Annotated in this window: 23 protein-coding genes; 15 read left to right on the top strand and 8 right to left on the bottom strand. The window is 74.3% G+C overall.

Translation table 11 applies throughout. The features are described 5' to 3' along the window. The 3 genes from hisF (at position 1) to ACGFZN_RS07020 (ending at position 2,656) form a co-directional block, all read left to right on the top strand. Positions 1-756: an imidazole glycerol phosphate synthase subunit HisF gene (gene hisF / locus ACGFZN_RS07030; protein ID WP_393857451.1), complete on the top strand. Its 756-nt coding sequence runs from the start codon at positions 1-3 to the stop codon at positions 754-756. Between the two features lie 66 nt (positions 757-822). Further along, complete coding sequence (locus tag ACGFZN_RS07025) at positions 823-1,410, top strand: ArsR/SmtB family transcription factor (protein ID WP_393857450.1); 588 nt, start codon at positions 823-825, stop codon at positions 1,408-1,410. Positions 1,411-1,423: 13 nt separating this feature from the next. After that, positions 1,424-2,656: an MFS transporter gene (locus ACGFZN_RS07020; RefSeq protein ID WP_393857449.1), complete on the top strand. Its 1,233-nt coding sequence runs from the start codon at positions 1,424-1,426 to the stop codon at positions 2,654-2,656. A gap of 24 nt (positions 2,657-2,680) precedes the next feature. Here the strand turns inward: ACGFZN_RS07020 and ACGFZN_RS07015 are convergent, their stop codons facing one another. Then, positions 2,681-3,316, bottom strand: coding sequence for a TIGR03085 family metal-binding protein (locus tag ACGFZN_RS07015; protein WP_393857448.1), 636 nt, complete (start codon positions 3,314-3,316; stop codon positions 2,681-2,683). Between the two features lie 138 nt (positions 3,317-3,454). On the opposite strand from ACGFZN_RS07015, the gene hisI reads away from it, so the two are divergent. The 11 genes from hisI to lgt all read left to right on the top strand — a co-directional run bounded on the left by hisI (position 3,455) and on the right by lgt (position 12,440). Further along, positions 3,455-3,856: a phosphoribosyl-AMP cyclohydrolase gene (hisI, locus tag ACGFZN_RS07010; protein ID WP_393857447.1), complete on the top strand. Its 402-nt coding sequence runs from the start codon at positions 3,455-3,457 to the stop codon at positions 3,854-3,856. 11 nt (positions 3,857-3,867) lie between these two features. Beyond that, positions 3,868-5,346, top strand: a complete 1,479-nt coding sequence (locus ACGFZN_RS07005; protein WP_393857446.1) for an anthranilate synthase component I — start codon at positions 3,868-3,870, stop codon at positions 5,344-5,346. A 71-nt stretch (positions 5,347-5,417) separates the two neighbouring features. Next, a complete protein-coding gene (locus tag ACGFZN_RS07000) occupies positions 5,418-6,056 on the top strand; it encodes a TIGR02234 family membrane protein (RefSeq protein WP_393857445.1) in 639 nt (212 codons plus the stop codon). Positions 6,057-6,223: 167 nt separating this feature from the next. After that, positions 6,224-6,484 carry an HGxxPAAW family protein gene (locus tag ACGFZN_RS06995; protein ID WP_393857444.1) on the top strand — a complete coding sequence of 87 codons (261 nt, stop codon included), beginning with the start codon at positions 6,224-6,226 and terminating at the stop codon, positions 6,482-6,484. A 127-nt stretch (positions 6,485-6,611) separates the two neighbouring features. Further along, positions 6,612-7,064 carry a DUF2752 domain-containing protein gene (locus ACGFZN_RS06990; RefSeq protein WP_393857443.1) on the top strand — a complete coding sequence of 151 codons (453 nt, stop codon included), beginning with the start codon at positions 6,612-6,614 and terminating at the stop codon, positions 7,062-7,064. Between the two features lie 143 nt (positions 7,065-7,207). Next, positions 7,208-8,017: an indole-3-glycerol phosphate synthase TrpC gene (trpC, locus tag ACGFZN_RS06985; RefSeq protein WP_393857442.1), complete on the top strand. Its 810-nt coding sequence runs from the start codon at positions 7,208-7,210 to the stop codon at positions 8,015-8,017. 19 nt (positions 8,018-8,036) lie between these two features. Continuing rightward, complete coding sequence (trpM, locus tag ACGFZN_RS06980; RefSeq protein ID WP_393857441.1) at positions 8,037-8,261, top strand: tryptophan biosynthesis modulator TrpM; 225 nt, start codon at positions 8,037-8,039, stop codon at positions 8,259-8,261. Between the two features lie 77 nt (positions 8,262-8,338). Continuing rightward, positions 8,339-9,622 (top strand): tryptophan synthase subunit beta, encoded by a 1,284-nt coding sequence (gene trpB, locus ACGFZN_RS06975; RefSeq protein WP_393857440.1) that lies wholly within the window; start codon positions 8,339-8,341, stop codon positions 9,620-9,622. Continuing rightward, the gene (gene trpA, locus ACGFZN_RS06970; RefSeq protein WP_393857439.1) at positions 9,619-10,437 is read left to right on the top strand and encodes a tryptophan synthase subunit alpha; all 819 of its coding nucleotides are present in this window, start codon (positions 9,619-9,621) and stop codon (positions 10,435-10,437) included. Before trpB ends, trpA begins: the two co-directional genes overlap by 4 nt. A gap of 128 nt (positions 10,438-10,565) precedes the next feature. Then, on the top strand, positions 10,566-11,345 hold the full coding sequence (locus ACGFZN_RS06965) for a DsbA family protein (RefSeq protein WP_393857438.1): 780 nt from the start codon (positions 10,566-10,568) through the stop codon (positions 11,343-11,345). A 111-nt stretch (positions 11,346-11,456) separates the two neighbouring features. After that, positions 11,457-12,440: a prolipoprotein diacylglyceryl transferase gene (lgt, locus tag ACGFZN_RS06960; RefSeq protein WP_393857437.1), complete on the top strand. Its 984-nt coding sequence runs from the start codon at positions 11,457-11,459 to the stop codon at positions 12,438-12,440. Between the two features lie 76 nt (positions 12,441-12,516). Here the strand turns inward: lgt and ACGFZN_RS06955 are convergent, their stop codons facing one another. Genes ACGFZN_RS06955 through ACGFZN_RS06925 form a run of 7 tightly spaced genes read right to left on the bottom strand, consistent with a single transcriptional unit; the run spans position 12,517 to position 21,123 of the window. After that, positions 12,517-13,329 carry an HpcH/HpaI aldolase/citrate lyase family protein gene (locus ACGFZN_RS06955; protein ID WP_393857436.1) on the bottom strand — a complete coding sequence of 271 codons (813 nt, stop codon included), beginning with the start codon at positions 13,327-13,329 and terminating at the stop codon, positions 12,517-12,519. Continuing rightward, positions 13,326-14,522 carry a CaiB/BaiF CoA transferase family protein gene (locus ACGFZN_RS06950; protein WP_393857435.1) on the bottom strand — a complete coding sequence of 399 codons (1,197 nt, stop codon included), beginning with the start codon at positions 14,520-14,522 and terminating at the stop codon, positions 13,326-13,328. Before ACGFZN_RS06950 ends, ACGFZN_RS06955 begins: the two co-directional genes overlap by 4 nt. After that, on the bottom strand, positions 14,519-15,412 hold the full coding sequence (rbsK, locus tag ACGFZN_RS06945; RefSeq protein WP_393857434.1) for a ribokinase: 894 nt from the start codon (positions 15,410-15,412) through the stop codon (positions 14,519-14,521). Before rbsK ends, ACGFZN_RS06950 begins: the two co-directional genes overlap by 4 nt. Further along, positions 15,409-16,791: an ADP-ribosylglycohydrolase family protein gene (locus ACGFZN_RS06940; protein WP_393857433.1), complete on the bottom strand. Its 1,383-nt coding sequence runs from the start codon at positions 16,789-16,791 to the stop codon at positions 15,409-15,411. The genes rbsK and ACGFZN_RS06940 overlap by 4 nt, the downstream gene beginning before the upstream one ends. Then, positions 16,779-17,975: an ADP-ribosylglycohydrolase family protein gene (locus tag ACGFZN_RS06935; protein WP_393857686.1), complete on the bottom strand. Its 1,197-nt coding sequence runs from the start codon at positions 17,973-17,975 to the stop codon at positions 16,779-16,781. The genes ACGFZN_RS06940 and ACGFZN_RS06935 overlap by 13 nt, the downstream gene beginning before the upstream one ends. 11 nt (positions 17,976-17,986) lie before the next feature. Beyond that, entirely contained in the window at positions 17,987-19,105 is a 1,119-nt protein-coding gene (locus tag ACGFZN_RS06930) for an ADP-ribosylglycohydrolase family protein (RefSeq protein ID WP_393857432.1), read from the bottom strand. Continuing rightward, positions 19,102-21,123, bottom strand: coding sequence for an ADP-ribosylglycohydrolase family protein (locus tag ACGFZN_RS06925; RefSeq protein ID WP_393857431.1), 2,022 nt, complete (start codon positions 21,121-21,123; stop codon positions 19,102-19,104). Before ACGFZN_RS06925 ends, ACGFZN_RS06930 begins: the two co-directional genes overlap by 4 nt. Before the next feature lie 289 nt (positions 21,124-21,412). On the opposite strand from ACGFZN_RS06925, the gene ACGFZN_RS06920 reads away from it, so the two are divergent. Then, positions 21,413-22,144, top strand: coding sequence for a VIT1/CCC1 transporter family protein (locus ACGFZN_RS06920; protein ID WP_393857430.1), 732 nt, complete (start codon positions 21,413-21,415; stop codon positions 22,142-22,144). Positions 22,145-22,485 lie beyond the last annotated feature (341 nt).

Raw genomic sequence — 22,485 nt, 5'->3', positions numbered from 1 at the left:
ATGACCCTGGCGGTCCGAGTCATCCCCTGCCTGGACGTGGACAACGGCCGGGTCGTCAAGGGCGTGAACTTCCAGAACCTGCGCGACGCGGGCGACCCCGTCGAGATGGCCAAGGTGTACGACGCCGAGGGCGCCGACGAGCTGACGTTCCTGGACATCACCGCGTCCTCCGGCGACCGGGAGACGACCTACGACGTGGTGCGCCGCACCGCGGAGCAGGTGTTCATCCCGCTGACGGTCGGCGGCGGCGTCCGCACCGCCGAGGACGTCGACAAGTTGCTGCGGGCGGGCGCCGACAAGGTGGGCGTGAACACCGCCGCCATCGCCCGGCCCGACCTGATCCGGGAGATCGCCGAGCGCTTCGGCCGGCAGGTGCTGGTGCTGTCGGTGGACGCCCGCCGCACGCCGACCGGATCCTTCGAGGTCACCACCCACGGCGGCCGGCGCGGCACCGGCATCGACGCGGTGGAGTGGGCGCACCGGGCGGCGGAGCTGGGGGCCGGCGAGATCCTGCTGAACTCCATGGACGCCGACGGCACCAAGGACGGCTACGACCTGGAGATGATCACCGCCGTCCGCAAGCACGTCACCGTCCCCGTCATCGCCTCGGGCGGCGCCGGCAAGCTGGCCGACTTCCCTCCGGCGATCGAGGCGGGCGCGGACGCCGTACTGGCCGCGTCGGTGTTCCACTTCGGCGACCTGCGCATCGGCGAGGTCAAGCAGACCCTCCGGGAGGCAGGCCACCCGGTCCGCTGAGATCACGAAAGAGAAGTTGCGCAAAATCTGTTGTGCAACTTTTCTTTCGTATCTACGGTGGGCGGCATGGCGAGCACCGAGAACCGCCGCATCGCGGACGTGAGCACGCTCAAGGCTCTGGCGCATCCGCTGCGGGCCAACCTGTACCGGCTGCTGTGCATGGAGCGGGTGGCGACCGCGTCCCAGCTCGCGGAGCACGTCGACGAGGTCGTCTCCCTGGTCAGCTATCACCTGCGCAAGCTCGCCGATCACGGGCTGATCGAGGAGGCCGAACCGCAGACGGCCGACGGCCGGGAACGCTGGTGGCAGCCGGCCTCGGACGGTGTGACCATCCGGGACGAGGACTTCCGGGGTGAGCCGGGGAAGGCCGCCGCGCACCTGGCCGCCAGCCGGCTCTTCCACGACCAGCGGGCCGGCCAGTACCGCCGCTACCTGGACGAGCGCCCCGCCTGGGGGCCCGAGTGGAACACCGCGTCGGTCGACACCGAGTCCTGGATGCGGCTGACCCCGGCCGAACTCACCGAACTGAAGAACGAGTTGGACGCCCTTCTGCGCAGGTTCGACGCGCGGGGGCGGGCCGCCGAGGCCGCCGGCGAGACCGAAGGGCGTGAGCACGTGGCGCTCCACCTGTACGGCTTCCCGTTCCGCGCCTGAGAGGACCCCTCGCGTGACCGCCACGCTCATACCGCCGGTGAGCGCACCGCCGGCCCATCGCGACCCCAACGTCCGGCGCTGGCTCGCCGCCTACACCTCCTCGATGCTCGGGGACAGCGTCTACTACCTCGCGCTGTCCTGGGCCGCCGTCCGCTCCGGCACCCCGGCCCAGGCCGGGCTCGTGATGTCGGCGAGCGCGCTGCCCCGGGCCGTACTGATGCTGGGCGGGGGAGTCCTCGCCGACCGCTTCGGACCGCGCCGGGTCGTCGTCGGCAGCGACGCCGTGCGCTGCGCGGCCGTCCTCGCCGTGGCCGCACTGCTGTTCCTCACCAGCCCCGGGCTGTGGCCGCTCGCCCTGCTGGCGCTGGTCTTCGGCACCGTCGACGCCGTGTTCATGCCCGCCGTGGGCGCCCTCCCGGCCCGCCTCACCGACCAGGACCAGCTCACCCGGGTGCAGGGCATGCGCGGCCTGGCCATCCGGATCTCCAGCGTGGTCGGGGCCCCGCTGGGCGGGCTGGCCGTGGCCCTCGGCGGCGCGGCCGCGGCGTTCGTCCTCGCCGGGCTGCTCATCGCCGTCTCGGTGCCCCTGCTGCTCTCCGTGCGGGTACGGCATCTGCCCGGACCCGGCAGCGGCAGCACCGCCTGGAGCGACCTCGGCGCCGGTCTGCGCTACATCGGCCGGCACCGCGTCCTCGCCCCCCTGATGCTGGCCATCGCCCTGGGCGACCTCGGTTTTGTCGGCCCGCTGAACGTCGGGCTGACCCTGCTCGCCGACCGGCGCGGCTGGGGCGCCGCCGGCATGGGCTGGGTGCTGGCCGGGTTCGGGACCGGCGCCGGAGCGGCCTCGCTGCTGCTGGCGGTGCGGGGGCGGCTGCCGCGCGCCGGGCTGGTCACCGGGTGGGCCTGCGCGGTGGGGGCCGTGGCCGTCGGCGCCCTCGCGTTCGTGCCCACCCTGCTCGCGGCCGTCGTCACCGCCCTGTTCGTCGGCCTGCTCACCGGGCTCAGCGGCGCCCTGTGCGGCGCCCTGCTCCAGACCCAGTCCGACCCCGCGTACCTGGGCCGGGTCACCGCAGTCTCCAGCCTGGTCAGCCTCGGTCTGACCCCGCTCAGCATGCCGTTCGCGGCCGCCGCGGCCGGCGCCTGGGGGCTCCGCCCGGTCTACGCCGTCAGCGCCGCCGTCTGCGGGCTCGGCGGGGTCGTCGCCCTCGTCGTACCGGCCCTGCGCCGCGCGGAACTCCCCGGCTGACCGGACGGCGGCACCTTCGCCGGCTCAGATGCCCAGCTGCTTCGACTCGTGCAGCTTGGCGATCGCGTCCGCGTCGCCCTGCACGTCCACCTTGGCCGCGTCCTGCCGGCCGAACGCGTACATCAGCAGCTCCGACGGCTCGCCGGTCACCGTCACCACCGGCGCGCCCCGGTGCGCCACCGCCGTCTGCCCGTCCGGGCGGCGCAGCACCAGACCGGTCGGCACCCCCCGGGCCACCAGCCGCGCCGTGCGCTCCAGCCGCGACCACAGGGCGTCCTGGAACACCGGGTCCAGCTCGCGCGGCGCCCACTGCGGCTGCGCGCGGCGGACGTCCTCGGTGTGGACGTAGAACTCCACGATGTTGGCCGCCTCGTCGACCTGCTTGAGCTGGAACGGCGAGAACCGCGGCGGGCCGGTGCGGATCAGCTGCATCAGCTCCTCGTACGGCTTCGCCGTGTACTCGGCCATCACCTTCTCCAGGCGCGGCGCGAGCTGCTTGATCAGCGAACCCCCGGCCGCGTCCGGGCGGCGCTCGCGCACGACGACGTGCGCGGCCAGGTCCCGGGTCCGCCAGCCCGTGCAGAGGGTCTCGGCGTCCGGCCCGACGGTTTCCAAGAGGTCGGCGAGCAGCAGCCGTTCACGCTTGGCGAAGGTCGACATGCCCTCAGCCTACGACCAGCCGGTCGGTCCGCCCACCCGTCTCCCGGCCACCACCCCTCAACGAGCCGCTTCGCGGCGCTGTGACCATCCCATGGACACGGCACGGCGCTGTCGTACCCGCGCGGCACAATGGCACCCATGACCAGTACGACCGGGACCGACCGGCCCAGCAGCCTCGACCCCGAGATCGCCGCCCGCCTCAAGCGCAGCGCCGACGGTCTCCTGCCCGCCATCGCCCAGCAGTACGACACCGGAGAGGTGCTCATGCTCGGCTGGATGGACGACGAGGCGCTGCACCGCACGCTGACCACCGGCCGCTGCACCTACTGGTCGCGCAGCCGGCGGGAATACTGGGTCAAGGGCGACACCTCCGGCCACGTCCAGTGGGTGAAGTCGGTCGCGCTGGACTGCGACGCCGACACCGTGCTCGTCAAGGTCGACCAGGTGGGCGCCGCCTGCCACACCGGCGCGCGCACCTGCTTCGACGAGGACGTGCTCCTCGAGGACGCCTCCGCCCGTCCCGCGGGCCCGGATCAGTAAGGTCAGCGGCCATGGACCTCGAGACCTTCCGCAAGCTCGCCACCGACCGGCGCGTCATCCCCGTCACGCGCAAGCTCCTCGCCGACGGCGACACCCCGGTCGCGCTCTACCGCAAGCTGGCCGCCGAGCGCCCCGGCACCTTCCTGCTGGAGTCCGCGGAGAACGGCCGCTCCTGGTCCCGGTACTCCTTCGTCGGCGTCCGCTCCGCCGGGACCCTGACGGAGCGCGGCGGACAGGCCCACTGGCTCGGCACCCCGCCGGTCGGCGTGCCCGTGGACGGCGACCCGCTGCAGGCCCTGCGCGCCACCATCCAGGCCCTGCACACCCCGCGCCAGGACGGCCTGCCGCCCTTCACCGGCGGCATGGTCGGCTATCTGGGCTACGACATCGTCCGCCGCCTGGAGAAGATCGGCCCCGGCGAGCGCGACGACCTGAAGCTCCCCGAGCTGACCATGCTCCTGACCAGCGACCTCGCCGTCATGGACCACTGGGAGGGCTCGGTCCTGCTGATCGCCAACGCGATCAACCACAACGACCTCGACACCGGCGTCGACGAGGCGTACGCCGACGCCGTCGCCCGGCTCGACGCCATGGAGGCCGACCTCACCCGCGCGGTCGCCCAGCCCCCGGCCGCGCTGCCGCCGTCCGAGCTGCCCGAGTACACCGCGCTGTGGGGCGGCCCCGACTTCCAGGCGGCCGTCGAGGACGTCAAGGAGCGCATCCGCGCGGGCGAGGCCTTCCAGGTCGTGCCCTCCCAGCGCTTCGAGACCCCGTGCACCGCGAGCGCCCTGGACGTCTACCGGGTCCTGCGGGCCACCAACCCGTCGCCGTACATGTACCTGTTCCGCTTCGACGGCTTCGACGTCGTCGGCTCCTCCCCGGAGGCCCTGGTCAAGGTCGAGGACGGCCGGGCGATGGTCCACCCCATCGCCGGCACCCGGCCCCGCGGCAGCACGCCGCAGGAGGACCAGGCCCTCGCCGACGAGCTGCTCGCCGACCCCAAGGAGCGGGCCGAGCACCTGATGCTGGTCGACCTCGGGCGCAACGACCTCGGCCGGGTCTGCGAGCCCGGCTCCGTGGAGGTGGTCGACTTCATGTCCATCGAGCGCTATTCGCACGTCATGCACATCGTCTCGACCGTCACCGGCACGGTGGCCGAGGGCCGCACCGCCTTCGACGTCCTCACCGCCTGCTTCCCCGCGGGCACCCTGTCCGGCGCCCCCAAGCCCCGCGCGATGCAGATCATCGACGAACTGGAGCCGTCCCGGCGCGGCCTGTACGGCGGCTGCGTCGGCTATCTGGACTTCGCCGGCGACTCCGACACCGCGATCGCCATCCGCACGGCCCTGCTGCGCGACGGCACGGCGTACGTCCAGGCGGGCGCCGGCATCGTCGCCGACTCCGACCCGGTCGCCGAGGACCAGGAGTGCCGCAACAAGGCGGCGGCGGTCCTCCGCGCGGTGCACACGGCCAACCGGCTCGGCGGGTAGGGCCCTTTCCGGCACATAGGACGCTTGTCATACGAACCCCGGGTGACGGTTCGCCCGGGGTTCAGGCGATAGTGGACTACGTGACTGCCGTACCTCACCCCCGTACCGAAGCCGCCGGTCCCGCCCGGTCCGGCCGCCGGAGCCTCGCCGTGGCCCTCCTGTGCGGTGCGCTCGGCGCGGCCGTGGCCCTGCTCGCGACCCGGCAGCGCTGGGCGGAGGGCACCGCGTCGGTGGCCGGCGGAACCTTCCCGCTGACCGCCAAGGGCAGCGACGTCACGGGCGTCCCCGCGGCCCTCGCGATAGTGGGCCTCGCCGCGCTCGTCGCCGTCTTCGCCGTCCGCAGGGCCGGCCGGCTCCTCGTCGCCGCGCTGCTCGCCCTGTCCGGCGCGGGCATCGTGGCCGCCGCTCTCGTGGCCGCCTCCGACAACTCCGCGCTGGACGAGAAGGCGGCCCAGGCGAGCGGCGACACCTCCGCCACCGTCGCCGCGCTCAGCCACACCGGCTGGCCCTACGTCGCGGCCGCCGGCGGCGCGCTGATCCTGCTGGCCGGCCTGCTCGCGCTGCGCTTCGGCAGCCGCTGGCCCGCGATGTCCGGCCGCTACGAGCGCGGCGCCGACCGCCCGCGCCGCACCGCCCGCCCGGTCGACCCCGAGCGCCCCGAGGAGCTCTGGAAGGCCCTGGACCGGGGCGAGGACCCGACCGGTTCCTGACCCCGGGCGGGATGTGGCGAACCAGACGCCACCCCCGCGTCCGGCGGACGCGCGCGTACGGGACAATGGACGCGAGCGTCCGGCTCGGTCAGCGACGGACGGGCTCGGAGCCGTACGTCAGTACGACGCTCCCCCTGGACACGTACACAGCAACGAGGAGCACAGACATGGCGGGCAGCAGCCACGGCCACGGTCACACCCCGGCCGCCTGGACCGGTGTCATCATTTCCTTCATCGGTTTCTGCGTGGCGGGTGCCTTCATGGTGATGGCCCAGCCCGTCGGTTTCTGGGCCGGCATGGTGCTCATCGCCGGCGGCGCGGTGGTCGGCGGCATCATGCGCGCCATGGGCCTCGGCCACAACCCCAAGCCGCTCAAGGTCGCCGGCGCCCCCGCCGCGACCCGCGAGCCGGCCGGCGTGGAGAGCTGACCGCGCACACGGCTTCCCCCGAGGGGCGGCCCGGCACCCGCACCGGGTGCGGGCCGCCCCTCGGCGTCTCCCGGCCCTCTTCGCGCACCGGCGCGCGGGGCACCGGATCGCAGGGGACAATGCTGGGGTGAACCCCGACACGTGCCCGGTCCCGTCCACGGTCGCACCACCGGCCCCCCGAGCCACGGTGTGGCGGCGGCTCGCCGTCCCCGCGGGGCTGCTCGCGGCCGTCGCCGGCGCCTTCGCGTACGTCGGGGCCGTCGACCCGGGGCAGCCGGGTCACTACCCCGTCTGCCCCCTGTACCGGCTCACCGGCCTGTACTGCCCCGGCTGCGGCGGGCTGCGCAGCGCGCACGCCTTCGTCCACGGCGACCTGCTCGCCGCCCTGCGGGACAACGCGCTGGGCGTGGCCGCCTACCTGGGCTTCGCCGTGCTGTGGACCGTATGGGTGGTCCGCGCGGTGCGGGGCCGGCCGTTCCGGCTGGAGCTGCGGCCGGCGCCGATGCGGGCGATCGGCGTGCTGCTGCTGGTGTTCACGCTTGTCCGGAACCTGCCGTCCGGTGGCTGGTTGCATCCTTGATCATCACCGGAACGTCCAGGTACTGGGACCGGCGTCCACCGGATGCGAGAGCCGGCCACACCTCCGGATACCATCGCAATGACCACGGGTTTCACGAGCTGAAGGAACCCGAAGGAACCACCGTCTGAAAGGGGGCCGCTCGCGTGAGTGTGCTCGACGAGATCATCGACGGCGTCCGTGCCGACCTCGCGGAGCGGCAGGCACGCGTCAGCCTCGACGAGCTCAAGGAGCGCGCGGCCAAGGCCCCCGCCGCGAAGGACGGGGTGGCCGCGCTCAAGGGCGACGGCGTCAAGGTGATCTGCGAGGTCAAGCGCTCCAGCCCCTCCAAGGGCGCGCTGGCGGCGATCGCCGACCCGGCCGGACTGGCCGCGGACTACGAGGCGGGCGGCGCGGCCGTCATCTCCGTCCTCACCGAACAGCGCCGCTTCGGCGGCTCGCTGGCGGACCTGGAGGCCGTCCGCGCACGCGTGGACATCCCCGTCCTGCGCAAGGACTTCATCGTCACGTCGTACCAGCTGTGGGAGGCACGCGCGTACGGCGCCGACCTCGCGCTGCTGATCGTGGCCGCCCTGGACCAGCCGGCCCTGGAGTCGCTGATCGAGCGCGCCGAGTCGATCGGGCTCACCCCGCTCGTCGAGGTGCACGACGAGGACGAGGTGGAGCGGGCCGTGGACGCGGGCGCCAAGGTCATCGGCGTCAACGCGCGCAACCTGAAGACGCTGGAGGTCGACCGCGGCACGTTCGAGCGGGTCGCGCCGGAGATCCCCGACCACCTCGTCAAGGTCGCCGAGTCCGGCGTCCGCGGCCCGCACGACCTGATCGCCTACGCCAACGCCGGCGCCGACGCCGTCCTGGTGGGCGAGTCCCTGGTCACCGGCCGCGACCCCAGGACCGCCGTCGCCGACCTGGTCGCCGCGGGCGAGCACCCCGCGCTGCGGCACGGCCGGAGCTGATCACGGTAGGCTGACCCCGATGAACCTCACCGTGACGACCGTGGACCGGCACGCGCGCCTGGCGCGCGGCTGCCGCCCCCGGGGCTGCCGCGCCCCGGCCCGGCGTGTCCACGGCCGCCGGGTGCGGTACGTCATCGGTGACGAGCCCGGTCAGGTGAACGGGCGTCGATGGCAGCGCCCCGTCAGGGGCGCGGGGCTCTGTCCGATGTGCGGCCACCGCCGCGCGGGCGCGAGCAACCACTGACGGCACGCGGCCGGCAGACGAACCCCCGCCCCCACGGCGAACAGTGTCTTTTCACGCACTCACCGTGAGGTATTCGCATGCCCAGCGATTTCTTCTTCCCTGACCCCACCGGCCAGGTGCCCAGCGCCGAGGGCTACTTCGGCGCGTTCGGCGGCAAGTTCATCCCGGAGGCCCTCGTCGCCGCCGTGGACGAGGTCGCCGTCGAGTACGACAAGGCCAAGCAGGACCCTGAGTTCGCCCGCGAACTCGACGACCTGCTGGTCCACTACACCGGCCGCCCGTCGGCGCTCACCGAGGTCCCCCGGTTCGCCGAGCACGCCGGCGGCGCCCGCGTCTTCCTCAAGCGCGAGGACCTCAACCACACCGGCTCCCACAAGATCAACAACGTGCTCGGCCAGGCCCTGCTCACCAAGCGGATGGGCAAGACGCGCGTCATCGCGGAGACCGGCGCCGGACAGCACGGCGTCGCCACCGCCACCGCCTGCGCGCTGTTCGGCCTCGACTGCACCATCTACATGGGCGAGGTCGACACCAGGCGGCAGGCCCTGAACGTGGCCCGGATGCGGATGCTCGGCGCCGAGGTCGTCGCCGTGAAGTCCGGCAGCCGCACCCTGAAGGACGCCATCAACGAGGCGTTCCGCGACTGGGTCGCCAACGTCGACCACACCCACTACCTGTTCGGGACCGTCGCCGGGCCCCACCCCTTCCCGGCCATGGTCCGCGACTTCCACCGCGTGATCGGCGTGGAGGCCCGCCGCCAGCTCCTGGAGCGCGCCGGCCGGCTGCCCGACGCCGCGATCGCCTGCGTCGGCGGCGGTTCCAACGCCATCGGCCTGTTCCACGCCTTCATCCCCGACGAGGGCGTGCGGCTCATCGGCTGCGAGCCCGCGGGGCACGGCATCGAGACCGGCGAGCACGCCGCCACCCTGACCGCGGGCGAACCGGGCATCCTGCACGGCTCCCGCTCCTACGTCCTGCAGGACGACGAGGGCCAGATCACCGAGCCGTACTCCATCTCGGCCGGTCTGGACTACCCGGGCATCGGCCCGGAGCACTCCTACCTGAAGGACACCGGCCGCGGCGAGTACCGCGCGGTCACCGACGACGCGGCCATGCAGGCCCTGCGCCTGCTGTCCCGCACCGAGGGCATCATCCCGGCCATCGAGAGCGCCCACGCCCTCGCCGGCGCCCTGGACGTCGGCAGGGAGCTGGGCCCGGACGGGCTGATCGTCGTCAACCTGTCCGGCCGCGGAGACAAGGACATGGACACCGCCGCCCGCTACTTCGGCCTGTACGACACCGACGCCGAGGTGGCCGCCGACGAGACCGCCACCGCCGAGATCGAGGGGGACGCCAAGTGAGCGGGAACATCCGGCTGCTGACGGACACGCTCGCGGGCGCGAAGGCCGAGGGCCGGTCCGCGCTCATCGCCTACCTCCCGGCCGGGTTCCCGACCGTGGACGGCGGCATCGAGGCGATCAAGGCCGTCTTCGACGGCGGTGCGGACGTCGTGGAGGTCGGTCTGCCGCACAGCGACCCCGTCCTCGACGGCCCGGTCATCCAGACCGCCGACGACATCGCCCTGCGCGGCGGCGTCAGGATCGCCGACGTCATGCGCACGGTCCGCGAGGCCTGCGACGCGACCGGCAAGCCGGTGCTCGTCATGACGTACTGGAACCCCATCGACCGCTACGGCGTCGAGCGGTTCACCGCCGAGCTGGCCGAGGCGGGCGGCGCGGGCTGCATCCTGCCCGACCTGCCGGTGCAGGAGTCGGCGCTGTGGCGGGAGCACGCCGAGAAGCACGGTCTGGCGACCGTCTTCGTCGTGGCGCCGAGCAGCAAGGACGAGCGGCTCGCCCAGATCACCGCGGCGGGCAGCGGCTTCGTCTACGCCGCCTCGCTGATGGGCGTCACCGGCACCCGGGAATCCGTCGGCGCGCAGGCCCAGAACCTGGTCGAGCGCACCCGCGCCACCGGCACCGGGCTGCCCGTCTGCGTCGGCCTCGGCGTCTCCAACGGAGCTCAGGCCGCCGAGGTCGCCGGCTTCGCCGACGGCGTGATCGTCGGCTCGGCCTTCGTGAAGCGGATGCTGGACGCCCCCGACCACGCGGCCGGGATCGAGGCGGTCCGCGAGCTGGCCGGAGAGCTGGCCAAGGGCGTGCGCGGACAGGCGTAACCGCAGGTCACTTTCGCCGGCGGGTCACTTTCCGTATCAGAACACCCCTGTCGGATCACCCGGTCACTCGAACGGGTGGACCTGGGACCGGGGAGGCGCGCTGTGCCTCCCCGGTTCGTTCTGGGGGTGTGAGCGAGAAGAACCATGAGGGAAAGCGCGCGGCCCGGGAGCGGCTGGCGGTCGAGCGCGAGAAGCAGAAGGCGGCGGAGAAGCGCCGGCGCACGCTGATCGTGGGCGCGAGCGTCGTCTGCGTCCTGGGCCTCGCGGCGGTCATCGGCGTCGTCGCCGCGAACGCCGGCAAGGACAAGGGCGGTGAGAAGGCGGCAGGTCCGGTCGTGGCGCCCTCGGGAGCGCAGGGCAAGGACAGTCTCGCGATCCCGGTCGGCAAGGACGCCGCGAAGTCCACGCTCACCGTCTGGGAGGACGTCCGCTGCCCGGCCTGCCAGGCCTTCGAGACCGCCTACCGCCCCACGCTCCACGAACTGGCCGACTCCGGCAAGCTCAGAATCGAGTACCACCTGGTCCGGCTGATCGACGGCAATCTCGGTGGCACCGGCTCCCTGCGCGGGGCCAACGCCGCGGCCTGCGCCCAGGACGCCGGAAAGTTCCGCGACTACCACGACGTGCTGTACGCGAACCAGCCCAAGGAGACCGACGACGCGTTCAGCAGCAACGACAAACTCGTCGAGCTGGCCGGCAAGGTCACCGGCCTGGACACGCCCGCCTTCCGAAAGTGCGTCGAGGACGGCACCCACGACAGCTGGGTGGAGAAGTCGCACAAGGCGTTCCAGTCCGGCGGCTTCACCGGCACGCCCGCGGTCCTGCTCAACGGCAAGAACATCTACCAGGACCAGACGATGACCCCGGCCAAGCTCAAGCAGATGGTGGAGGCGGCCGACCGCGGTTGAGGACCTTCCTCCCGGGGTCCTTTTCGGGGCCCGTTCCCACGCCCCCGTTATCCACCCGTAGCCGGGCTGCTTGCCGTCACCACGGCCCGGCACGGTAGCGTCGGACCTGCCATGGAACTTGCCTACATTCCCAGCCCGTCGCGCGGGGTGCTGTATCTCGGCCCCATCCCGCTGCGCGGCTACGCCTTCTGCATCATCATCGGCGTCTTCGTCGCCGTCTGGCTCGGCAACAAGCGCTGGATCGCCCGCGGCGGGCGGGCCGGGACGGTCGCCGACATCGCGGTCTGGGCTGTGCCGTTCGGCCTGGTCGGCGGCCGGCTGTACCACGTGATCACGGACTACGAGCTGTACTTCAGCCCCGGCCGTGACTGGGTGGACGCCTTCAAGGTGTGGCAGGGCGGCCTGGGCATCTGGGGCGCGATCGCGCTCGGCGCGCTCGGCGCGTGGATCGGCGCGCGCCGCCGCGGCATCCCGATGCCGGCGTACGCGGACGCCGTCGCCCCCGGCATCGCGCTCGCGCAGGCCATCGGCCGCTGGGGAAACTGGTTCAACCAGGAGCTGTACGGCCGCGAGACGCACGTTCCCTGGGCGCTGCACATCACCTCCTCCGAGGGCGGCCGGGTGCCGGGCTACTACCACCCGACCTTCCTGTACGAGTCCCTGTGGTGCATCGGCGTGGCCCTGCTGGTGATCTGGGCCGACCGCCGCTTCTCGCTGGGGCACGGCCGGGCCTTCGCCCTGTACGTCGCCGCGTACTGCGTGGGCCGCGGCTGGATCGAGTACATGCGCGTGGACGACGCCCACCACATCCTGGGCCTCCGTCTGAACGACTGGACCGCGATGCTCGTGTTCCTCGCGGCGGTGGCGTACATCGTGGTGTCGTCGAAGAAGCGGCCGGGCAGGGAGGCCGTGGTGGAACCGGAGGCGGTCGCCGAGGCCGCCGGTGAGACGCCGGACGCCGCCGAGGCGGAGGACAAGCCGGAGCAGAAGGCGGAGGCCGAAGCGGAGGAGAGCAAGGCCGAGCCGGAGGCCGTGGAGCAGGCGGAGCCGGTGGAGGCGAAGGACGAGCCCGAGTCGGCGACGAAGAAGAGCTGACCACCCGCCGTACGACACCGAGGGCGCCTGGATCTTCCGGGCGCCCTCGGCGTGTGCGGGGCCGGCCGGAAGACGGTCACCGTCTGTGGGCCAGGGACAGGGTGCGCCGGGCCGTCGTCACCACGGCCGCGTCGATGAAGCGGCCGTCCGGCAGAGCCTGGGCGCCCGGCTGCGCCGCCGCTGCCTTGACGACCGTCTCGGCGTGTTCGATCTCCGCCGGGGTGGGCAGATAGGCCCGCTCGATCACCGGGAGCTGGCGGGGGTGGATCGCGGCGCGGCCCAGGAAGCCGAGGGCGCGGCCGTGGGCGCAGGACGCGGCGAGGCCGTCCAGGTCCCGGATGTCGGGGTGGACCGACTGCGGCGGCGGGGCGAGGCCGGCCGCGCGGGCGGCGACGATCACCCGGGACCGCGGCCAGTCGAGACCCGCGTCGGCCCGTACGCCCAGGTCGGCGCGGAGATCGGCCTCGCCGAGGGCGATGCCCCGCAGCGCGGGGTGCGCGGAGGCGATCGCGTACGCGCGCTCGATGCCGAGGGCCGTCTCCAGCAGGGCGTACAGCGGCACCGGGGTGGCGGCGGCGACCCGCAGGATCTCGGCCGGGCCCGTCACGTTCGGCAGCCGCAGGCCGGACAGGCCCGGCAGCCCCGCCAGCGCGCCCAGGTCGGCGGCCGCCCAGGGGCTGTCGAGGGAGTTGACGCGGACGTGCACCGGCACCGGCTGGGGGTCGGCGAGGCGCTCGGCGGTGGCGGCACGGGCGTACTCCTTGCGGTCCGGGGCGACCGCGTCCTCCAGGTCGATCACCACCACGTCGGCGCCCGCGGCCAGCGCCTTGGCCACCACGGGCGGGCGGTCGCCGGGGACGTAGAGCCAGGTCAGCGGGTGCGGTGTCACAGGGCGCCCTCCTCGCGCAGGGTGTGCAGCTCGGCCGGGGTGAGACCCAGCTCGGTGAGGACCGCGTCGGTGTCGGCGCCGTGCGGGCGGCCGGCCCAGCGGATCGCGCCGGGCGTGGCGGAGAGCCGGAAGAGGACGTTCTGCATGCGCAGCGGGCCCAGTTCCGGGTCGTCGACGGTGGTGACCGTGCCCAGCGCCTGGTACTGGGGGTCGGCCAGCACGTCCCGGACGTCCTGGACCGGGGCCACCGCCGCCTCCGCCTTCTCGAACGCCGCGAGCACCTCGGCGCGGGTGCGGGCGGCGATCCACGAGCCGACCGCCTCGTCCAGTTCACCGGCGTGGGCGGCCCGGTCCGCGCCGGTGGCGAACCACGGCTGCTCCGCCAGTTCGGGGCGGCCCACCAGCCGCACCACCCGCTCCGCGACCGAGTGCGCGGAGGTGGAGACCGCGACCCAGTGGCCGTCGGCGGTGCGGTAGGTGTTGCGCGGGGCGTTGTTCACGGAGCGGTTGCCGGTGCGCGGCTGGACGTGACCGAGCTGGTCGTACCAGGTGAGCTGGGGGCCGAGGACCGACAGGATCGGCTCGATGATGGCCGTGTCCACGACCTGCCCGGCGCCGGTGCGCTCCCGCGCGGCCAGCGCGGTGAGCACGGCGCAGGCGGTCGCGAGACCGGCGACGGAGTCCGCCAGCCCGAAGGGCGGCAGCGTGGGCGGCGCGTCCGGCTCGCCGGTGATCGCGGCGAAGCCGCTCAGCGCCTCGGCGAGGGTGCCGAATCCGGGCCGGTGCGCGTACGGGCCGAACTGGCCGAAGGCCGTCACCCGGGCGAGGACCAGCCGGGGGTTGACGGCCGACAGCTCCTGCCAGCCCAGCGCCCACTTCTCCAGGGTCCCCGGGCGGAAGTTCTCGACCACCACGTCGGCGGTGGCGGCGAGCCGCAGCAGCACGGCCCGGCCGCCGGGCGTGGACAGGTCCAGGGTGATGGTCCGCTTGTTGCGGCCCAGTACCTTCCACCACAGGCCGACGCCGTGCTTGGCCGGGCCGTGCCCGCGGGAGGGGTCGGGCCTGCGCGGATGCTCCACCTTGATCACGTCGGCGCCGAAGTCGCCGAGCAGGGTGGCGGCCAGCGGACCCGCGAACAGCGTCGCCAGGTCCAGCACCCGCACACCGGCGAGCGGCGGGGTCGTCGTGCTCATGCGGTGCACAGGGCGTCGATCTCCGGACGGTACGGCATCGACACCGACGCCCCGGCCCGCTGGACGGAGATCGCCGCGGCGGCCGCCGCCCAGGACAGCGCCTCCCGCACCGGCTTCTCCTCGGCCAGGGCCACCGCGAGCGCGCCCACGAAGGTGTCCCCGGCGCCGGTGGAGTCGACGGCGGTCACCCGCGGCGCCGGGACCACCAGCGGCTCGGCGCCCCGGGCCAGATACAGACAGCCGGTCGCGCCCAGGGTGACGACGACCTCGGGCACCTGCCGCAGCAGGTCGGCGGCGGCCTCACGCGGGTCGGTGCGGCCGGTGAGGGTCAGCGCCTCGTACTCGTTGGGCACCAACAGGTCGGTGACGGCGAGGAGTTCGGGCGGCAGCGGTTGCGCCGGGGACGGGGTGAGCACCGTACGGACCCCGTGCCGGCGGGCCGCCTCGGCGCCCAGCACGACCGCGCGCAGCGGGATCTCCAGTTGGAGCAGCAGGGCGTCGGCGGAGGCGATCACGCCCTCGTCGCCGGGCGAGAGATGGTCGACGGTGCCGTTCGCACCGGGGATGACCACGATCGAGTTGGCGCCCTCGTCGTCCACCACGATGTGCGCGGTGCCGGACGGGCCCTCGACCGTGCGCAGGGAGTCGGTGTCCACACCGGAGTGTTCGAGGGTGTCGCGCAGCCGCAGGCCGAAGGCGTCGTTGCCGACCGCGCCGATCATCGAGACGGTGGCGCCGGCGCGGGCCGCGGCGATCGCCTGGTTGGCGCCCTTGCCGCCGGGGATCGTGCGGAACTCCCGTCCCGTCACGGTCTCGCCGCGCTGCGGGGCCTTCGCGACGTAGGTGACGAGGTCCATGTTGGTACTGCCGAGGACGACGATGTGGGTCATGAGCGGATCGCCTCCCAGTGGGCTGCCTGGTGGGTGAGGTGGGCGAGGGTGTCGAAGCCGGTGCCGTCGAAGTCGGCGACGGTGGTGGCGAGCCGGTTCTTCAGCGGGGCGCGCCAGCGCTCGGGGAGGGCGGCGGGGTCGCGCGCGAGCAGCCCGGCGACGCTTCCGGCCGTGGCGCCGGTGGAGTCCGTGTCCCAGCCGCCCGACACGGCGCGGCAGACGGAGCCGGTGAAGTCGCCGTCGGCGTGGGTGAGGGCTGCGGCGAGCAGGGCGGTGTTGGGGATGGCGTGGACCCAGTGGTGGGCGGGGGAGTAGCGGGCGTGCAGCCGGTCCACGACCTCGTCGAAGTCCTCGTGGGCCGTGGCCAGTCCGACGGCGTGGTCGATCGCCCGCGCGAGCCGGGAGCGGGGCGGGACCACCGTGCGGCCGGTGCGCAGACAGGCGTGGACGTCCTGCTCGCCGGTGGCGGCCGCGGCGATGACGGCGGCGGTGAACATCGCCGCGTACACGCCGTTGGCGGTGTGGGTGAGGGCCGCGTCCCGGTGCGCCTGCTCCGCAGCGGCGGCCGGGTCGCCGGGGTTGGTCCAGCCGTGCACGTCGGCGCGGATCAGGGCGCCGATCCACTCGCGGAAGGGGTTGCGGTGGCGGGCCGTGTGCGGGGGTTCGATGCCGGTGAGCAGGTTGCGGTACGCGATGCGCTCGGCGGTGAAGGCGCGGCCGGGCGGGAGTTCGTCCAGCCAGAGCCGGGCGACGTCGGCGGTGGTGAACGTCCTTCCGTGGCGCCGCAGGAGCAGCAGATTGAGCAGGGGGTAGTCGAGGTCGTCGTCCTGCGGCATGCCGTCGATGTTCTCGGCGAGCGAGGTGGCGGCCGAGCGCCGGTTCCAGGGGTACTCGGCGAGCAGTCCGTCCGGGACGCCGCGTGCCGTGAAGTACGCGGTGAGGGGCCAGTTGCCGGCGGCGCGGGCGAGGGCGCGGATGCCGTCGAGGGGGAGCTTCTCGACGGGTTTGCCGAGGAGGCACCCGATGGCCCGGCCCAGCCAGGCGGCTTCGAGGGCGGCCGGCGCGGGCGCCGCACCGCCCGTCCGCGCAGGGGGCGCCGGCCAGTGAGGGCACAGGGACCTGATGCGGGCCAGGTCCGTCGGCTCGTCCTCCGACAACGCGCTGGGCAGGTCGGCCAGTTCGTCCAGCAGGTCCTCCGCCAGCAGCCGCAGGTAGCGGGACACGCCGTGCGGGGAAGCGCCCGCGCGGAGCGGCGCGTCCGGGCCGCCCGCCGCCCGCCAGCGCGCCTCGATCCGGGACGGCTCGCGCCCGTCCAGCCGGGCCTGGCGGATCTCGTGGCCGAGCAGGTCCTCCGGCTGGACCCAGGTCAGTCGGAGCATGCGGCGCCCCCGAGGTCCGCGAACGCCCGCTCGTGCGCGCGCCGCCGGTCCACGTCCCGCCGGAAGACCTCCCGCGTGACCTCGGCGAGCGTGCGGGCCGGCTCCCACAGGTCCAGCCGGCTGGCCTCCGCCACCGTCTTCGCCCAGTCCTCGGGGACCGGCGAGCCCAGGGCGCCGGCCAGCGCACCGGCCATCGTCGCGATCGAGTCGCAGTCGCGGCCGTAGTTGACCGCGCCGAGCACGGCGTGCCGGTAGTCGCCGCCGGAGACCACCAGCATGCCCAGCGCGACGGGGAGTTCCTCGATCGCGTGGAGCCGGGAGGGGCGGCGGGCGCCGAGGGAGGGCGCGCGGTAGTCGGGGCCGACGGTGTCGTACGGGGCGACCGCCGCGCGCAGCGGCCGCAGCGCCGACTCGAAGTCCCGGTGCCCCGCGGCCACTTCGCAGACCTTCTCGATCGCCTCACGGGTGCCGTCCTTCGCCAGGGACAGGCACGCGGCGACGACCGAGTCCGGGGTCGCGCCCGGCGCCGCGGCGGCGGCGACGGCCGCGGCCAGGACACCGGCCGCCTCACGGCCGTACGACGACTGGTGCGCGCCGGCGACGTCCAGCGCCTCGGCGTAGGCGGCGGCCGGGTTGGCCGCGTTGACCAGGCCGACGGGGGCCATGTACATCGCCGCGCCGCAGTTGACGATGTTGCCGGTGCCCGCCTCCCGGGGGTCCGCGTGACCGTAGGCGAGCCGGGCCACCAGCCACTTCTCGGCGAGGAAGAGGCGGTGCAGCGGCAGGGTCTCGGTCTCCAGCTCCGGGATCCAGCGCGGGTTCGTCATCAGGTCCGGCACCAGATGGTCGGCGACGGCGTACGCGTCGAGGTGGTCGCGGACGCGGGCGTACACCCGGACCAGGGCGTGGGTCATCAGGGTGTCGTCGGTGACGTGGCCGTCGCCCTTGTGGTACGGGGCGAGGGGGCGGGCGGTGCGCCAGGCCTCGCCGTGCCAGGGGCCGACGACGCCGTGGACGCGCCCGCCGTGGCGCTCGGTGATCTGGTCGGGGGAGTACCCCTCGACGGGGCCGCCGAGGGCGTCGCCGACGGCGGCCCCGACGAGGGCGCCGGTGATCCGTTCGTCGAGACCGGGCGAGGACGGCCGACCGCGCTCTTCTTCGGGCGGTTGGGGCGCTTTGGGCATCATGCCCCGAATCATCCTCCTGGCTGGGCCGGTTGCGCGGCTTCCAGGAGCCCGGCGAGTTCCACCAGGTCGGTGCCGGTGAGGCGGGGCAGGACGCAGCCAGAGAGGGTGCGGCAGGCGTCCCGCCAGGTCTCCGGGATCGCCGCGGCGCCGCCGAGGGCTCCGGTGAGGGCGCCCGCGAGGGCGGGGGCGGAGTCGGCGACCCGGGACAGGCAGGCGGCGGCCGGGACGGCGTCGGCGATCCGGCCGCCTGCCGCGGTGGCCAGGGCGAGGGCGACCGGGACGGTCTCGGCGGCGGCGACGCCGTAGCTGTAGACGTGGTCGACGATCTGGTGCTCCAGGAGCGGCACCAGGGCGAAGGCGGGCATGCGGTCCTCGGCGAGGGCCAGCGCGTGGCGGGCGTTGCGCCCGATCTCCGTGCCGGCCGGCAACTCGGCGAGCGCCGCGGCCACGCAGGTGTCCAGGCCGGTGCCGGTGAGGGCCAGCGAGAGGGCCGCGGCCATGGCGCGGGCGCCGTGCACGCCGTCGCCGTCCTGGGTGTAGCGGGCGTCGAACTCGGCGAGCGCGGCAGCGCGTTCGGGGTCCCCGGGGTGGGCGACGGCGAGCACGCAGGCGCGGACGCAGGCGGCGTCGTCGAAATAGTGCGGGTTGTCGTGGCCGGTGGCGGGCGGCCGCAGCCCGGCGGCGAGGTTGCCGAGACCGGCGCGCACGGAGATGCGGGCGCGCAGGGGCAGGACGGCGGACTCCACCTCAGGGGCGCGGTCCGCGGCGGCGGCCAGCTCCGCGGCCACGGCGGTCCAGGTCAGGTCGATGGCGGCGCGGGTACGGCGCTCCCGGCTGAGGTCGCCGAGGGCCTCGTCGTCTCCGGCCCGCAGCACCGCCTCCGCGGCGAACGCCGCCCACTCGGCGTCGTCGGAGGGACCGAGACGTAGGGGCTCGGGGGGCTGGTTGAGGGCGATCGGCACCGGGAGGGTGGTGGTGGCGTTCTGCTCCGCGAAGGTGTCCAGTTCGCGGGTGAGGCGCCGGGTCCACTCGGGCATACGGGCGGCCCGGTGCCGCGCGGCTGGCCAGCCGGCGGCGTCGCCCACGGCGAGGCCGAGCAGAAGCCCTTCGATACGACGCGCTGTCATGACTGCCCCTCACCCTCCGGGTGCCCCCCGTTCCCGGCCCCAACCAGCGGCCCGCGCCCCCGCCCACCGGCTCGCGACGCGGGCTCGGCGGGGTGCGGTGCGGGGGTTAGGGGCGGGGGCGGCTCGGCGGGTTCGGGGGCGGTGGTGAGGGGTGGGGGCGGCTCGGCGGGGTTGGGGGCGGTGGTGAAGGGCGGCGGCTGGGTGGGCGCGGAGGCGGCGGTGAGGGACGAGGGCTGGGCGGGTTCGGAGGGGGCGGTAGGGAGCGGGGGCGGCTCGGCGGGTTGGGAGGCGGCGGTGAGGGGCATGCCGGCCCGCGCCCCGTCTGGTAGCACGGCATCTGGGCCGACCGGCGAGGCCTCTCTGCCGTCCGGCGGGCGGGCCGGCGCTACGGCCCCCACCCTCTTGGGCAGCCCCATACCCTCTGGCAGCACCGCCGCTTTCGACAGCACCGTCTCCTCCGGCAGTAGCGCACCCTGCGGCAGCACCGCCCCTTCAGGCAGCTGCGCGACTTCGACCGGCACCACCGCGTCCGCCGGCACGTCTCCCTTCGCCAGAGCCACCCCCTCCGCAGGTGTCACCACCTCTGCCAGAGCCACGCCGTCCGCAGGTGTCACCACCTCTGCCGGAGCCACGCCGTCCGCAGGTGTCACCGCCTCTGCCAGAGCCACGCCGTCCGCAGGTGTCACCGCCTCTGCCGGAGCCACGCCGTCCGCAGGTGTCACCGCCTCTGCCAGAGCCACGCCGTCCGCAGGTGTCACCGCCTCTGCCAGAGCCACCCCCTCCGCAGGCACGACTCCCTCTGCCAGAGCCACCCCCTCCGCAGGCACGACTCCCTCTGCCAGAGCCACCCCCTCCGCAGGCACGACTCCCTCTGCCAGAGCCGCACCCTCCGCCGGCATCACCGCCTCGGCCGGCGCCACCTCCCCAGGCAGCACCGCCCGCAGCACCACCCTCGCGCCCCGCACCACCCCCGCGCCCCGCGCCTCATCCCCGCCCGGTACCGGCAGATCCCGCGCCTCGCCCCCGCCCGGTACCAGCAGGTCCGCCACGTCCAGGACGTGGTGGCCTGCCATGGAGGGCAGGCAGCGGCCGCGGGCCGGGCCGATCGCCGCGGCCCAGGGGGCCGGGATCGCGGCGGTCCCCTGCGCCGCTCCGGCGAGGGCGCCGGCCACCGCCGCCGTCGTGTCGGCGTCGCGGCCCATGTTGACGGCGGTCAGCACCGCCTCCCCGAAGTCGCCGTCGGCCGCCGCGTACGCGCCGAAGGCGAGGGCGACCGCCTCGGGGGCCAGGTCGGTCCAGGGGTAGCCGCCGATGACGACGGTGGAGCGGAGGGCGCGTTCGCCGCGGTGGGAGACGGCCACCGCGCGCCGCAGGGAGCGGGCCGTCCAGGAGTCGTCGGGGATCACCGCCAGCGCGGCGGCGATGACCACCGCCACCGGGGCGCCGGTCATCGCCGTGGCCACCCCCGCGGCGACGGCCTGGCCGCCGTAGATGCCCTCGCCCTCGTGGCTGACCGAGCCGTCGATCGCCACCAGGCGGGCCGCTTCGGCGGGGCGGCCGGCGGCGAAGACGCCGAAGGGCGCCGCCCGCATCGCCAGGCCGTCGCTCCAGGCGTGGCGGTGCTGGGCCGAGACGGGGGCGGCGAGGCCGCGGCGCAGGTTCTCCAGCGTGCCGCGTTCGCTGAACCCCGCGCCCCGGAAGGGGCCCTCGGCGCGGCCGGCGATCCACTCGTGCCAGGCCGCCTCCGCCTGCGCGGCGGTCAGCGCCGAGCCGTGCCGGGCCAGCAGCAGACCCGAGAAGATCGCGTACTCGGTGTCGTCCGTGCCGCAGGGGCTGTCGGTCACGTACCCGGTGATCCGGCCCCAGCGGGCGCGGATCTCGGACGGCCTGAGGTTCTCCGCGGGCGCCCCGAGCGCGTCCCCGACGGCCAGGCCGAGCAGCGCGCCGCGGGCCCTGTCCCGGAGCCCGGCGGCGCCGTCGGGCGCCGATGCCGGGGGAGTGCGGACGATCGATGCCATGGGCGGCCTCCTTCGGCGGGACCACGGACGCGGCGGGGCGGCGAAGACGCTCTGCGCATGTGTGCCACGTGCCGCCGCCGCGCGTGCCTCCACCGGCCCCGCGTCACCCGCTTGGCATCTGAGCAAGATCACGCACGGATGAGCAAATAGGCGGTCGTTTCTGGTAAAGGTGCAGGTTAGCCCAGCCTTTCCTTGCTGGCGGCGCCACGGAAACCGGCGTAGGTTCTGTGGTGTCGAAAAGTAGAACTCGTCCAAAGTTAGCTTTGGCTAAGCTATCCGGGGGGCCCGCATGGCCGTCATCGAAACGCAGGCCGCGCTCCACGAGGCGCACCGCGACAACCACACGCACCGCGATGTCAACGGCGGCTGGCTGCGCCCCGCCGTCTTCGGCGCCATGGACGGCCTCGTCTCCAACCTCGCTCTGATGACCGGTGTCGCCGGCGGCTCCGTGAGCCAGCAGACCATCGTCATCACCGGGCTCGCCGGGCTGGCCGCCGGCGCCTTCTCCATGGCGGCCGGCGAGTACACCTCCGTCGCCTCCCAGCGCGAGCTGGTCGAGGCCGAGCTCGACGTCGAGCGCCGTGAGCTGCGCAAGCACCCGCAGGACGAGGAGAACGAACTCGCCGAACTGTACGTCTCGCGCGGGGTGGAGCCCGAGCTGGCCCGGCAGGTCGCCCGGCAGCTGTCCAGGGACCCCGAGCAGGCCCTGGAGATCCATGCCCGCGAGGAGCTGGGCATCGACCCCGGGGATCTGCCCTCGCCGCTGGTCGCCGCCGTGTCCTCCTTCGGCTCCTTCGCCCTCGGCGCCCTGCTGCCCGTCCTGCCGTTCCTGCTCGGCGCGACCGCGCTGTGGCCCACCGTGCTGCTCGCCCTCGCCGGGCTCTTCGGCTGCGGCGCCGTGGTGGCCAAGGTGACCGCGCGCACCTGGTGGTACAGCGGTCTGCGGCAGCTCGCGCTGGGCGGCGCCGCGGCCGGTGTGACGTACGCCCTGGGCAGCCTGTTCGGTACGGCCGTAGGATAGCCGCGCTGGTACTTATGCGTTGGGCCGCATATGTACCCGCCAAAGTCCCGTTACTCGTGGGTTTCGACCGCGTGACCACCGGGCATGAGCCGTAAGCGCTGCGGGCAACGACGCCCGTCGCACCCCCGCGGGATGAGTGGAAGCCGCTCCTCCTGCCCCCTCGGGCCGCCGGACGCCGATCCGACCGATCTCGTCCGTACGGTCCCCTCTCGCCTCCGCCGCCACGGCGCGGCATCCCGGGCCGCCACGCGCGGCACCCACCGCCTTCGCGCGGTGACCGCCGCCCCGTGCGGCACCTCCGCCACGGACCCCGTGGCGTCCGCATGCTGGAACGGAGTATC

The sequence above is a fragment of the Streptomyces sp. NPDC048192 genome, from assembly GCF_043202415.1.
Classification (GTDB): Bacteria; Actinomycetota; Actinomycetes; order Streptomycetales; family Streptomycetaceae; genus Streptomyces.
Note: the sequence above shows the minus strand (reverse complement) of the source record. Positions and strands in the feature narration are given on the sequence as shown.

Coding starts and splice junctions, on each gene's coding strand:
- hisF (WP_393857451.1), top strand. CDS start 1: ATGACCCTGGCGGTCCGAGTCATCCCCTGCCTGGACGTGGACAACGGC.
- ACGFZN_RS07025 (WP_393857450.1), top strand. CDS start 823: ATGGCGAGCACCGAGAACCGCCGCATCGCGGACGTGAGCACGCTCAAG.
- ACGFZN_RS07015 (WP_393857448.1), bottom strand. CDS start 3,316: ATGTCGACCTTCGCCAAGCGTGAACGGCTGCTGCTCGCCGACCTCTTG.
- hisI (WP_393857447.1), top strand. CDS start 3,455: ATGACCAGTACGACCGGGACCGACCGGCCCAGCAGCCTCGACCCCGAG.
- ACGFZN_RS07005 (WP_393857446.1), top strand. CDS start 3,868: ATGGACCTCGAGACCTTCCGCAAGCTCGCCACCGACCGGCGCGTCATC.
- ACGFZN_RS06995 (WP_393857444.1), top strand. CDS start 6,224: ATGGCGGGCAGCAGCCACGGCCACGGTCACACCCCGGCCGCCTGGACC.
- trpM (WP_393857441.1), top strand. CDS start 8,037: ATGAACCTCACCGTGACGACCGTGGACCGGCACGCGCGCCTGGCGCGC.
- trpB (WP_393857440.1), top strand. CDS start 8,339: ATGCCCAGCGATTTCTTCTTCCCTGACCCCACCGGCCAGGTGCCCAGC.
- lgt (WP_393857437.1), top strand. CDS start 11,457: ATGGAACTTGCCTACATTCCCAGCCCGTCGCGCGGGGTGCTGTATCTC.
- ACGFZN_RS06950 (WP_393857435.1), bottom strand. CDS start 14,522: ATGAGCACGACGACCCCGCCGCTCGCCGGTGTGCGGGTGCTGGACCTG.
- rbsK (WP_393857434.1), bottom strand. CDS start 15,412: ATGACCCACATCGTCGTCCTCGGCAGTACCAACATGGACCTCGTCACC.
- ACGFZN_RS06940 (WP_393857433.1), bottom strand. CDS start 16,791: ATGCTCCGACTGACCTGGGTCCAGCCGGAGGACCTGCTCGGCCACGAG.
- ACGFZN_RS06935 (WP_393857686.1), bottom strand. CDS start 17,975: ATGCCCAAAGCGCCCCAACCGCCCGAAGAAGAGCGCGGTCGGCCGTCC.
- ACGFZN_RS06930 (WP_393857432.1), bottom strand. CDS start 19,105: ATGACAGCGCGTCGTATCGAAGGGCTTCTGCTCGGCCTCGCCGTGGGC.
- ACGFZN_RS06925 (WP_393857431.1), bottom strand. CDS start 21,123: ATGGCATCGATCGTCCGCACTCCCCCGGCATCGGCGCCCGACGGCGCC.
- ACGFZN_RS06920 (WP_393857430.1), top strand. CDS start 21,413: ATGGCCGTCATCGAAACGCAGGCCGCGCTCCACGAGGCGCACCGCGAC.